The 13,083-nt window shown below is 45.5% G+C and carries 11 protein-coding genes; 3 read left to right on the top strand and 8 right to left on the bottom strand.

The window, feature by feature from the left end; genetic code table 11:
* Positions 1–10 precede the first annotated feature (10 nt).
* The 3 genes from R3D86_10180 to R3D86_10170 are packed head-to-tail and all read right to left on the bottom strand — an operon-like array spanning position 11 to position 4,393.
* Positions 11–1,276 (bottom strand): HlyD family type I secretion periplasmic adaptor subunit, encoded by a 1,266-nt coding sequence (locus R3D86_10180; GenBank protein ID MEZ5758576.1) that lies wholly within the window; start codon positions 1,274–1,276, stop codon positions 11–13.
* Entirely contained in the window at positions 1,273–3,030 is a 1,758-nt protein-coding gene (locus tag R3D86_10175) for a type I secretion system permease/ATPase (GenBank protein MEZ5758575.1), read from the bottom strand. Before R3D86_10175 ends, R3D86_10180 begins: the two co-directional genes overlap by 4 nt.
* Positions 3,023–4,393, bottom strand: coding sequence for a TolC family protein (locus R3D86_10170; GenBank protein ID MEZ5758574.1), 1,371 nt, complete (start codon positions 4,391–4,393; stop codon positions 3,023–3,025). Before R3D86_10170 ends, R3D86_10175 begins: the two co-directional genes overlap by 8 nt.
* A gap of 253 nt (positions 4,394–4,646) precedes the next feature.
* Between R3D86_10170 and R3D86_10165 the strand changes: the two genes are divergently transcribed.
* Positions 4,647–6,152, top strand: a complete 1,506-nt coding sequence (locus R3D86_10165; protein MEZ5758573.1) for a 4-hydroxyphenylacetate 3-hydroxylase N-terminal domain-containing protein — start codon at positions 4,647–4,649, stop codon at positions 6,150–6,152.
* 25 nt (positions 6,153–6,177) lie between these two features.
* Here the strand turns inward: R3D86_10165 and maiA are convergent, their stop codons facing one another.
* From maiA to R3D86_10145, 4 genes are read right to left on the bottom strand one after another with little or no spacing between them, the layout of a single operon-like run.
* Positions 6,178–6,825 (bottom strand): maleylacetoacetate isomerase, encoded by a 648-nt coding sequence (maiA, locus tag R3D86_10160; GenBank protein ID MEZ5758572.1) that lies wholly within the window; start codon positions 6,823–6,825, stop codon positions 6,178–6,180.
* Entirely contained in the window at positions 6,818–7,504 is a 687-nt protein-coding gene (locus R3D86_10155; protein MEZ5758571.1) for a fumarylacetoacetate hydrolase family protein, read from the bottom strand. Before R3D86_10155 ends, maiA begins: the two co-directional genes overlap by 8 nt.
* 21 nt (positions 7,505–7,525) lie before the next feature.
* The gene (gene gtdA, locus R3D86_10150; protein MEZ5758570.1) at positions 7,526–8,569 is read right to left on the bottom strand and encodes a gentisate 1,2-dioxygenase; all 1,044 of its coding nucleotides are present in this window, start codon (positions 8,567–8,569) and stop codon (positions 7,526–7,528) included.
* A 32-nt stretch (positions 8,570–8,601) separates the two neighbouring features.
* Positions 8,602–9,603 (bottom strand): amidohydrolase family protein, encoded by a 1,002-nt coding sequence (locus R3D86_10145; protein MEZ5758569.1) that lies wholly within the window; start codon positions 9,601–9,603, stop codon positions 8,602–8,604.
* A gap of 215 nt (positions 9,604–9,818) precedes the next feature.
* On the opposite strand from R3D86_10145, the gene R3D86_10140 reads away from it, so the two are divergent.
* Both R3D86_10140 and R3D86_10135 read left to right on the top strand, forming a co-directional pair.
* The gene (locus R3D86_10140) at positions 9,819–10,607 is read left to right on the top strand and encodes a hypothetical protein (protein ID MEZ5758568.1); all 789 of its coding nucleotides are present in this window, start codon (positions 9,819–9,821) and stop codon (positions 10,605–10,607) included.
* An 11-nt stretch (positions 10,608–10,618) separates the two neighbouring features.
* Positions 10,619–11,902: an MFS transporter gene (locus R3D86_10135; GenBank protein MEZ5758567.1), complete on the top strand. Its 1,284-nt coding sequence runs from the start codon at positions 10,619–10,621 to the stop codon at positions 11,900–11,902.
* On the opposite strand, the gene R3D86_10130 is transcribed toward R3D86_10135, so the two are convergent.
* A complete protein-coding gene (locus tag R3D86_10130; GenBank protein ID MEZ5758566.1) occupies positions 11,894–13,081 on the bottom strand; it encodes an FAD-dependent monooxygenase in 1,188 nt (395 codons plus the stop codon). The two genes, R3D86_10135 and R3D86_10130, sit on opposite strands and share 9 nt — an antisense overlap.
* Between the last annotated feature and the right edge of the window lie 2 nt (positions 13,082–13,083).

Here is a 13,083-nt window from a genome sequence, read left to right as displayed (position 1 = left end):
AACTAGAATCCTATCTTTCCCTGAAGGCATTATCTTTTAATTTAAGAACAGGATTCATCAAATAGCGCATAATTGTTTTTTTACCATTCAGAATATCGACTTCAGCAACCATGCCCGGCAGGATCGGCAAATCACCTTCTGTGGACGGAAGACTGTTTTCCTTTGTGCGTACCTTGATCACATAAACATACTGCTCCTGATCATTAAGGATCGCACCCGCACTTATATTTTCAACATTGCCATCCAGTGAACCATATCGCGCATAATCATAGGCCGTAAGCTTAACCCGGGCCTGCTGGCCGGGCCGCAGAAACGCTATATCCGATGGTTTTACCTCTGCCTCCACCAGCAATGTATCATCAAGCGGGACCAGTTCTACAATTGGCATTCCACTGTCAACAATACCGCCGATGGTCGTGACCAGCACCTGATTGATGATCCCATCAGTCGGGGCAATGACATCGGTTCTATTTACTCTGTCGGATAGGGTCGGCATGCTGTCAAGCAACTGGTTGCGATCCGTCTGTGCCTCATTTAATTCGTTAAGAACACTGGCACGGAACTTTTGTTTTTCCGCTTCAATCTGCAAATTGGTTTCTTCAACAGATTTTTTGGCCTTTTCTATGCCCAGTTCTGCCTTACGGTGATCCCCTTCAGCTTCAATTTTTCTTTGTTCCGCCCGGATCAGCTCAAGCTGGGGTTCAATGCCGCGCTCAACAAGTGGCCTTAACGTTTCGACTTCTGTTGCGGCCAGTTCACTGGCGGATTTAGCACTGACCAGACTGACTTCTGCTTCAATCTGCGCTTGTTCTATTTGTCTTAAACGCGCTTCCAGGCTGCTGATGGTTGCATCAAATTCCGCTTTTCTCGCATTAAAAAGATTAATTTCCCTGGTAACCAGATTTTCATGATTGTTGGTCAGGTTCTCGTCAAAAACCGGCACGATGAATTCACTTTCTGCCATTAGCCGCGCAATCTTGGCTTCAAGGGATAAATATTCTTCTTCATTTCGGTTAAAGTCTGCATCAAATTGCGTACGGTCAAGCCGCACAAGAACATCGCCTGCCTTTACCTCATCCCCCTGACTGACCAGAATTTCCTTGATAATGCCCCCCTCAAGATTCTGGATAACCTGTATCTGTTTACTCGGTACAATCCGTCCCGGCGCTTTTGTTACTTCATCAAGTTCGGCAAAAGACGCCCATAATATAAAAAGAACAAAAAAGCCGAATATACTGAGCAGGAGGATATTGGCAGCAAATTTAGGCTTAATCATGCTTTCCCCCGTTTTGCCAGATTGGGATCGCTCCCTTTGGGTGTTAGCATTCTGATCACATCATCCTTGGGGCCATTGGCGACAACTTTACCCTTTTCAATAACGATGATGCGGTCAACAAGCTCCAGCATGGTTGGTCTGTGCGTGACCACCAGCAGGGTTTTTTCCTTAAGTTCTTCCTTTAGCCGGTAAATAAGCTTTTGTTCAGAGCCCGTGTCCATGGAGCTTGTCGGTTCATCCATCATCAGAATAGGTGATTTTCTGACCAGGGCCCGACATATGGCCAATGACTGCTTCTGCCCGCCTGAAAGACCATCGCCACGGTCACGCAGCTGCAGATCATACCCATTGGGCAGTCCACCCAGAAAGTCCTGTACACCGCTAATTTCTGCCGCATGCAATATATCGTCATCGCTGATCTGCGGGTCGCCCATTGTGATATTTTCCTTGATGCTGCCTGAAAAAAGAAAAACATCCTGTAAGACCATTGCCATATTTTTACGGAGATCTTCAGGAATGATCTGCCGAATATCCGTATCATCCAGGAGTACGGCCCCATCGTCAGGTTCATATAGCCCCGCAGCAATTCTAAGGATCGTGCTTTTTCCGGACCCTATTGTCCCTAATATTGCAACTTTCTCACCCGCTTCCACTTTGAAGGAAACATTTTCCAGAACCTTTCCTGTGGCTCCGGGATATTTAAAGCTTACATTCTGAAATTCAAGTTTACCTTTGATATTGTTCCGGCGGATAAAATCGCGCCCTTCAGCATCCTCACTGGGTTCCGCCATCAGATTATCAAGTGCATGATAAGCCGTCTTGGCATGGTTATAGCGTGTCAGCAGATTGGCAAGCTGACCGAGCGGGGCAAGACATCTCCCTGAAATAATGACACAGGCAATCAGCGCCCCCATCGACATTTCACCATCCATAATCCTGGCAAAACCAACAGCGACTATTCCAATTTGTGCAACCTGCTGCGCTGTTGCGGCGCTGTTGATAGCGATCTGGCTGAACATTCGGGATTTAAGACTGATACTTGAATGCTGGTCAACGGCCTTTTCCCAGCGATCATGAAATAACTTGTCGGACCCGAGACTTTTTAATGTTTCAAGTCCGGAAACCATCTCAACCAAAGTGCCCTGTTTGCTGTGCCCCTGTTGCATACCTTCACTGGAAAACCGCGACAGAAACGGCTGAATGAAAATGCCGATAAACAACACAATCGGAATGGCCAGCGCCGGAACGATAGCGACAGGACCACCGATGATGATAATTACTGTCAGGAATAACAGAATAAAAGGTATATCAACCAAAGTTGCCAATGAGGCCGAGGTACAGAAATCACGCAGGCTTTCAAATTCGCGGACAATATTGACCAACCGCCCGGTTGATCCTTTTTGTGAAGCCAGTTTTAATTTCATAATCCTGTCAAAAATACCTTTTGCCACTTTCAGATCAACTTTTTGCCCGGCTGAATCAATAAAATAGGCCCGAAGAAATTTAAGCAGGAAATCAAAACTGATCAGAATAATCATACCAATGCAAAGTGCGACCAGACTCTCCACCGCATTATTGGGAATGACACGGTCATAGACAGTCATAATAAAAATTGAACTGCCGAGCGAAAAGAAGTTAATCATAATCGCCGCAAGAATAATCTGCCCGTATGTCCACCAGTTCTGATGAAATGCTCCCCAAAACCAATGGTTTTTATTTAGCAATTCTGTGCCTGTTTTTTTATTTTCACTCATCGCCAACCTTATTAATAAGTATATTTAGAGCGGGCAGCAAAGTTCCCATTGCATCAAGTAACCTGAATTGTGCAATATCATAATCTATAACACCAGCAAGATGCTGTTCCTTTGCATTCTGATGCTCTTTCTCAGCCTCCAGAAGATTAAATAGACTTCCACCTGTCACTTCAAATTGCTCTCTGGTCTGATCGCGATTAATCCGGCTGGCCTCCATGGCTTTTTGCAGGCTGATAACCTGACGCGCCTGACTTTCCATACTCTGATAAGCCACTTTAATATTCCGGTTCACTTCCCGATTTATATTATCTTCGGAGTGGCGTGTTCGTTCATAGCTTTTAAGGGAACGGGATATCCGCGCTGAGCTGGCACCACCATTATAAAGGCTGTAATTGATCACCACGCGTCCGGTTACATCATAATCCGGATTTCCCCGTTCAAGATCATACTTTGTAGCTGCCAGCTCAACCGAAACACTTGGCAGTCTTTCAGCACGTATTGAATTCATATATTCTTTCGAAGAAAGTGACTGTGAAGAGGCCATGACCAGCATAGGATTATTTTGAAATCCAATTTCCAAGGCCTCATTTTCCGTAGTCGGGATATTTAGCACAAGTGCCGGTCTTTTCAGGTTTTCCGGTGCAAAATTATATACCTCAACATAATTACTAATCGCCTCTTCCAGATCCATCTGAACCCGTGATTGTTCAGTCTCGGCAATGGCAAGTCGCGACTCCATCAGTGTTACATCACGGTTTGGCCCTCGTCCGCTTTTGAAGCGCTCGTTGACCATATCCAGAATTTCCCGGTGCCTATCAACATTCTCCTGATGATAAGCCTTCCTCATTCTCTGCAGCAACACAGTATAATGTGTTTCTATTGCGGCCAGTGCCACTCCAGAGGCCTCCATGCTATATTCTTCATGGGCAGCAGAAAAAGCATATTTTGCACTGGCAATTTTACTTGAGGTACTACCTCCGTCATAAAGCAGCTGGCGCCCTGTCACGGTAACGTTGGCCGCCGTATCACGTAAGCTACGCTGCGTAATATTATCAAAGCGATCCTCAAAATTATCGGCAAGTCTGTGACGTCCTGTAAGCCCCACTTCCAAATGCGGGTAGAGGCCGGCTCTCGCTTCATCCTCCACATATCTTTGTTCATCGCGCTGGGCGATCGCCGCCGCTATTCTTGGATGCGTTGCGACAGCACTGGAAATATTTTCTTTAAATGTCTGTGAATAGGTCGGGTTACCATCAAAGGGTATTTCATCATTTTCATTATGTTCCTGCGCCTGAATTACCAATGGCATTATTAATGACAATAACAGAATAACCAGACGTAGCCCCCAATGTTTCTTATCCATAAATCTTCATACCCGAATTTATTTTTTCCATAATATACATAGGAAGTCCATATTATCAATGATGAATAAAAAATAGTGTCACATGTTTATTTCTACTCACCAAGCCTTATTACCTTTGGCCAATGACATAAATAAAGGAAAAAAATTAACATTATCATAATTGTAATTTTAATGTTATTATAATAACACTTTTTTCTTGATCCACAGTTACAAACCATATAGAATTTCTTCAGACTAAAAATTGGAGATTCTTATGGATATAAAAACAACCCTGGACAAACCTGCAGTTGAGCGGGACGTAAAAATGTCCTCTTACAAAAACATTAAGGGAAAAGGCGTAAAGAATGGTGCCGAATTTCTTGAAAGCCTCCGCGATGATCGCGTTGTTTTTTATAAAGGTGAACGTGTAAAAGATGTCACAACCCACCCGATATTTTCAAAAATGGCCCATAAAATTGCTGAAAGTTATGACAAACAGCATGAACCCGAATATCAGGATAAAATGAGCTTTATTGATGAAGATGGTGTTCGCTGCTCATATTCCTATGCTGTTCCGGATACAAAAGAAATTCTGGCCGCAAAAAGAACCAACACTGACGTTTGGGTCAATGATGCTATGGGAATGCTTGGCCGACTGCCCGATTTTGTAGCCGGAATGACAGTGGGGATGTATGACATCCGTCATGAACTGGCAAAACTCAATCCGGCATTTGGCCAGAATGCCGCTGATTACTTAAAATTTGCCCGTCAGAATGATTTGTGTCTTTCCCATGGACTACATGACCCCTGCATGGATAAATCATTGCGTCCGAGCCAGGACCCTGACCGCTGTGTGCGCGTTGTTAAGGAACGTGATGATGGCATTATCGTTCGCGGCGCACGTTTTAATACATTCGGCCTTTATTCCAACGAAATCATGATATGCCCGACTTATGGCTTTAAAGAAGACGAAAAAGAATTTGCCATCTGGTTTACTGTTCCCTGCGATGCGCCGGGATTAAGCCAAATTGCCCGTGAAGCCCATGGTGGCCGTAACCCGCTTGACCATCCTGCATCTGCCGTTTATGACGAAGTGGACAGCCTGATTATTTTTGATGATGTCTTTATCCCTTGGGAACGGATTTTCCTATATCGCGAACCACTAAAAGCCAACCAGCTTTTCAGGTCGAACGTCATGACCTGGGCCAGTTTTGCCGGTGGGTCCCTGACCATTCTCCGCCTGGAAATTCTTTGTGCCATTGCTGAAATGCTCGCCAAAACGTCTGGCGTTCTCAATCGCCCGGAAGTGATCGCCAAGCTCGGTGAAATGTGCACTTATATGGGGGCGATTAAATCAAGTTTTGAGCTATCCATGATTAAAGCAACCAAAACAGCGGCCGGGAATTATAAACCGGCGCTGGCACCGGAAAGGCGGTCTTTTACAACAATGGTTTCAGAGCGTTTCATCGAGCTGATTGAACATATTGGCACCAGTTCACTTATTTTCCTGCCGACAGCCGAGGACTGGAACAATCCGGAAATTAAAGAATATCTGGATGTCTATATGCGTGGTAAGGACAGTTCACCAATGGATCGTCATAAGCTTTGCAAATTTGCCTGGGATTTGAGCGGTGATGGATATGGTGCCCGGCAGCAAATGTATGAGCGCCTTCATTCGGGCGACCCGAATGTGATGGTTGCCAATGCCTGGCGCAATACGGACTTAAGCCACGCCCGCAGCCTGATTGCTGATTTCCTTGAGCTTGAAGGGGACTATTAATCATCCCCTCATTCTTACTAGTTTTTTAGGGGGCATCTGGCTGATTTTCCGGTATTGCCTCCTTAAACGCATTCATTTCCAGACATGCCTTGTTAATGCGCATAAGTGTCGGAAATCCCGACAGATCACAGTCAAATCTTTGTGCATTATAAATTTGCGGAATAAGGAAACAATCGGCAAAGCCCGGCTTGTCCCCATGGCAATAATTCCCGGTTGCCGGATCGGATGATAATTTATTTTCCAGCGCGGTAAATTCAACGGCCACCCAATGTCTGTACCACTTATTGATACTGTCCTGATCCTGTCCCATATCATTTTTCAGATATTGTAGCACGCGAAGGTTATTAAGCGGATGGATTTCACAGGCAATGGCATAGGCGATTGACTGTACCCGTGCTCTTTCATCCACATCAAGCGGCAATAGTCTGTTTTCCGCTTTTATATGATCCAGATATTCAATAATAGTCAGTGACTGGGTTATGACTTTTCCATCAACTTCAAGTGCAGGAATTAATCCTTGCGGATTTTTTGATAAAAATTCTGCCGTCTTATGTTCTTTATTGGCCAGAACATAATTTTTCTGCTGATAGTCTAACCCTTTTAAATTTAAGGCAATACGCACCCTGTAGGAAGCAGAGCTGCGCCACATACCATGTAAAATAATATCAGACAATTTTCGTCTCCAATTCTGTAAGGCCTTCTACACCGACACGGATGACATCACCGGCGACAACCGAGCCGACCCCTTCCGGGGTTCCGGTATATATCAGATCACCGGGTTCCAGTGTAAACAACCCTGACAGATTGGCAATCACTTCCGGCACTGACCAGATCAGCTTATTGACATTACTGTCCTGTTTTATGTCCCCATTGACCGAAAGCCATATCCGGGCATCCGCAATATGACCGACCTGATCAACCGTATGTATTTCCGAACACGGCGCCGAATTATCAAATCCTTTTCCCGTATCCCAGGGGCGCCCCTTTTCACGGGCATCAAGTTGAAGATCACGACGGGTCAGATCATTGCCCACCGCATAACCATAGACATAATCAAGAGCCTTTTCTGTTGAGACATTCACGCATTCCTTACCGATCGCCACAACAAGCTCGCCTTCATAATGAAGATTGCCTGTTTGCGGAGGATAGGGAACATCAACACCATTATCCACCAGCGCATCCGTCGGCTTCATGAAATAAAATGGCGGCTCACGGTCTGGGTCACGCCCCATTTCGCGGGCATGGGCCGCATAGTTTCGCCCTACGCAAAAAATGCGCCGCACAGGAAAACGATCACTGCTTCCATGAATTGCAACACTTGAAACGACGGGTGGTTCAAAGACATAACCCATTATATAACTCTCCTGATTTAATTATCTGTTTCCACGATCTTCGCGCCAAAGACCCAATGCTTTCTGAACCGGACGGTCCGAAAAACTGAATAACACACATTCACTATCCGCGATATGCTGATGGTGATGCCAACTGGGCACAACAAAAGTATCCTTTGGCCCCCATTCCAATGTTTTGTCACCTATTTTGGTTTTGCCGGTTCCTTCCACAACTGAATAAATGGTCGCATCGGTTGAACGGTAAGAGGACGTAATAAAGCCTTCCGGTAAAAGCTGCATATAAGCGCCTAGCGTCGGCATGGCCGATTTTCCATCAGAAGGATTAACATACATCAGTTTAAGACCGTGGCAGGGGTCCCAATCCTTTGTTTCCTTCATTTTATTCAATATCTGTTTCGTTCTTGAATAGGGATATTTGATAACCGGCGATGTCGGCATCTCGGCTTCATAATCCATTGGCAGCATGCCGCTGCCATAACGGGCCAGTGAATCACCGTCTGACTTAACATGCGGATGCTCATCCTCGGTATGATGTTCCATAAAGGATGTATCAAAAAACTGTACAATCGGAATATCAAGCCCATCCAGCCAGATCACAGGATCATCGCTCTCATTACCATGATCATGCCAGGTGCCGCTTGGGGTTAAAATAAGATCACCGACTTCCATATAGGCTTTTTCACCATTAACCGCCGTATAAGCCCCATTACCGCCTTCAAGCACAAAACGAAAGGCCGATTGCGAATGCTTATGCGCCGGCGCAATTTCCCCGGGCAGAACCAGCTGAATGCCGGCATAAAGGGACGTTGTTATTTTGCTCTCACCTGGAATGCCTGGATTTTCCAAAATAAGAACACGTCGTTCTGCTTCTTTCGCTGTGAGCAGTCCGCCCGCTTCCATCAGCACCGGGCGTATAGAACTATATTTCCATAAAGCGGCTTCACAGCGGCTTTTGGGTTCCGGCGTTACAAGAGTTGACAGCACATCCCAAAGCGGCCTGATATTATCCTTGGTAACTTTTTCACTAAAGCTTGATAATTTTTCGGATTTTGGTGTTTCTGCCATGAAATTTATCCCTTTGAAATCTCCGCCTGCAATCAATCCAGGTTAAATACCTTTATTGCATTTCCTGAATATATTGCCTGGCGGTCCTCGTCTGCAAGCCAATCGAACCCGTCAATATAGGGTTTTATATTATCAAAGGTTCTTCCGGTATCCGGATTATGGGTTGAGCCCACCCCGGGACATTCCGCCCCGAACAATAGCCGATCAGCGCCGATTTCCTTTATCAGCAGCTCAAGGGCGGCTTCAGAATAAAGTACTGTATCGAAATATAATTTACGCACTTTTTCCCTGAACCTAAGGCCCTTGCCGCGCATGGATGCTGAATCAAAACGGCCGATCTGATAAGGGATAGCCCCGCCACCGTGGGAGCAGATTATTTTAAGATCCGGAAAATCATCATAAACACTGGATTTAAGAAGGTGCTGAACCGCAATCGTTTCTTCATTAATGAAATGAAGTGAATATGGGGTCCTCTCCGAACGGGACCCGGCACTATGGATATGCGCGGGCACATCAAGTTCGCACAGTTTTTCATATAATGGGTACCAATATCGGTCCCCTAGTCCCGGCGCTTCCTGCCCGCCATTTTCATACGGGTCAGGGTTAAGCAGACACCCTTTAAAGCCAAGCTCATTCACACAGCGCTCAAGCTCAGGGAGGGAGGCTTCAATCGGCCTACCCGCAACCTGGGACAATCCTGCTACCCCGACGAAAATATCGGGAAAAAGCTGGGTTTGGCGATAGATGACATTATTTACTTCTTCATGAAGCCAGTCCACAATCCTGGCCGGGCTTTCCGAATGCATCATCTGAAACGGGCGCGGGGAAATGCATTGCTTGTCAATACTGTTTTCTTTTAAGTAGGGAAGATGACCATAAGGTCCCATATGCGGGGTATTAAGGGCTTCAATCATTTCATCATCTGATATAACGACTTTACCACGGCCATGAGAACCTCTATGAGCAAGTAAAGTCGCCTTATAAGCCCATAATTTTGCCGGCGCACTGACATGAGCATGACAATCAATTAACATCCCTGATCCTTCCTGATTAATGGAGAATATCCATTTTAATATCATTATATAAGTGTTATTGTAATAGCAGTAAAGAAAAGTTGAAGTCAAGCTTGTATTTTTATATTTACTGTTATTATAATAGTAGTTATAGTTGATTTAAATAAAGCGCGTGTATTATGATTTTAATATAGATATAATATGACGCATATGACCAGCAAAATAAGGATCACATTATGGACCGAAGAAAGTTTCTAGCAGCCGTTGGTGGGGCATCAGCTCTTGCCGCAATGTCTGCCTCTGAAAAAGCTGATGCACTTGAACTTGCAATGAGTGAAGAACTCGATCAAATTGTTGTAAAACCAGGCATTTGCACGACATATGGCCGGGAAGGTGAGGAAATAGTAAAAGGTGTAAAACGCGACAAGTATTTCATGATGGGTGATGATCCGCGACTTCCAAAAATGTCGGAAAAACCGACCCTGGTTGAATTTTACAAAAAACGTCTGGGGTCCGTTCAGCATATGTGTCAAAGCGCCCGACTCGCCCGCAAAAACGGCCTGCCTGAGAAAATTGTTCTTGCCTGTCTGCTTCATGATATTTCCGTTGGTGGCCTGATCAGAATGGATCATGGCTACTGGGGCTCGCAAATGGTTGCCCCTTATGTTGATGAGGAAATTGCCTGGGCCATCAAATATCATCAGGCATTAAGATTTTATCCGGACGAGGAAGTTGGTTATGCATATCCTGAAGCCTACATCCGTTATTTTGGTCCAGATTTTAAACCGGAGCCTTATATAGCAGAAGCCGCCGAATATGCCAGAAACCACAAATGGTATATGACAGCCCGCCAGATCACTATCAATGATATTTATTCATTTGACCCAAATGTCACAGCAGAAATTGATGATTTTGAAGATATTATCGGCAGACATTTCAAGCAGCCGGAAGAAGGGCTTGGATTTGATAACAGCCCGGTTGCCCATATGTGGCGGACAATGATTTATCCGAATAACTTCCTGTAGAATTCTGACCCGTGCGTGTCATAGAAACCTACTTCTCAGGAAATGACCGGCCAGCACTATTTTACTATGGCTGGATGGTGGTTCTTGCTTCATTCTTCTGCCATATGTTTATTTTTGGCATCCCGACCATGATGCTCCCTTTACTCTATGGACCTATGGAAGATCAGTTCAGTTGGACCCGTAGTGATGTAACCATTTTGGCCAGTGCAAAATTTATCTCTGGTGCCGTAGCCGCCTTTTTTATTGGTGAATTTATACAACGTTTTGGTACCCGGCTGACGACAATTATTACAAGTCTTATTGTTGGGCTGACCATGATATCCTTTATATTTATAACAAAACTATGGCATCTGGCATTGGTTGGCACATTTTTGGGAATAGGCTCAATAAGCCTGGTGATCACCGTAAAGGTAATCGTTTCCCGCTGGTTTCACGGGCGGATCGGACTGGCGCTTGGCTTTGCCCTGCTTGGGACTTCTGCCGCCGGCGCGACACTGCCTTTTGTGTTGGAACCTCTTCTTAATAGTTATGACTGGCGGACGGCAGTGGCCATATTAAGCGCCGGCATCTGGTTTTTTGCCCTGCCCTTTTTCCTGCTTATTGCCCGCGAAACACCCGAAGCACTCGGGCTTGAAACAGAAGGAATAAAAAATAAAAATATCACGAAGGACGAAAATTTACCGCCTGAATTCCTTGATTTCATTGGTACGGTAAAAGGAAAAACATTTATTATGATGAGCATTGGTGTTTTCCTGATCGGATTTGTTGATCAAAGTATGCTGCAGCATACTGTCGAATATATAGATAAGGACGCCGGGCTGGGCCGTAATCTGGCCCGCTGGACATTTAGCCTGATCATGACAATAAGCATTCTGGGTAAAGTGTGTTTTGGCTGGGCATTTGATAAATTCGCAATCAAAGGGGTTATGCTTTGCTATCTGACAATCGGTCTTGGGGTAATTCTTGCCTTTCCGGTTGCCGGAACAACAACCCTGATTGCCTTTGCCATTGCCCGCGGCATTTCCCATGGCGGAACAATTGTTGATGTACCCTATCTCTGTCGGCAGGCTTTTGGACCGGCAATATTGCCGCGGACTGTCGGCACCATGACCATGATTTTATCTGCGGGATTTGCAGCTGGTCCATATGTAGTTGGGGTCATGTATGAACGGTTCGGAAATTATGATAAAGCATTTTACTTGCTTATCCTGATGTCGTTGCTCGCCACACTTTCACTGGCATTTGTCCGTCCTTCTTACCGGATATGGCTTCAGGAAAAAGAAAACTCAGACTAACACAACTGTTAAAGGATCATAGGCATAAAGCCATTCATTACGTTCCTTGGCCACGTTTCTTTTGGCGAACCCTTTTTCAAATTCTTCCCTGTTGGACAAATGATAAAGATCCCCCATTTCCGTACTGCCTGTAACAATCCTGGCGGTGCGGTCAAGACGGTTTCTCTGAAACATATCAAGGGCCTCTGCCACATCGTCATTGGCATTTATTGAGCGCATTAATACGGCACCATCCTCGATCGCCATGACCGCACCGGATGCCATATAAGGCAACGTCGGGTGCGCTGCATCACCTATTATAACGGCACGCTCAGTACGCCAGTTATCAACAGGTTTACGATTATTCAGGGCCCAAAGGTAACACTGGTCCTTATCAACATTATCAATTATGGTTTGTATTTCCTTGTTCCAGCCAGCATAGTCCGCTTTTAAAGCATCCCATGATGCCTTCACCGTCCAGCTTTCCTCTTTCCAATTGCTATTTTCTACGCAACCAACAAAATTAAGCAATTTTCCTGAGCGCAGATAATAGACAACGGCATGTTTTTTGGGCCCGCACCAGATCGCGACAATTTTATCCATAAAATCTTCCGGCAGTTTTTGAACATCAACGGTCGCCCGCCAGGCCACCTGTCCTGTATAATCCGGCTCGGTCACGCCAACAATCTGATCACGGATAGCTGACTTGATTCCATCAGCCCCGATCAGAATATCCCCTTTTATCTCCCGGCCATCCGCGAGTTTTAGGGTCACACTGTCCTTATCTTCACGAAATCCCAAAGCAGTAGAGTTCAGGACCACCGCCTCAGGGTCAAGCTCAAGAACACGGTCCGCCAGAATTTTATGAATATCACTGCGATGAATATGATAATAGGGGGCTCCATGCTGTTTTTCATGCGCCTCTGCAAGCGGCAGTTTATGAAGCACCTCACCACTGTCAAAGAGCCTGAATTCAAATGATTTTGGCTTTACTGAGACTGCCTCCAGTTTTTTGGCGAGGCCAAGATGATGAAGGACTTTCACCGCCGGGGCGCTGGTTTGAATTCCGGCACCAATTTCACCAAGTTTGGGGGCCTGTTCATAAACGCGGACATGATATCCTTCCTGCAGCAGGCAGGCTGCCGCTGTCAGACCGCCGATACCGGCACCCGCAATGATAATTTTTGTCGATTTATCCATGC

Source organism: Emcibacteraceae bacterium (assembly GCA_041396985.1).
In the GTDB taxonomy this organism is placed as follows: domain Bacteria; phylum Pseudomonadota; class Alphaproteobacteria; order Sphingomonadales; family Emcibacteraceae; genus Pseudemcibacter.
This window is presented reverse-complemented; position numbering and strand designations above follow the sequence as displayed.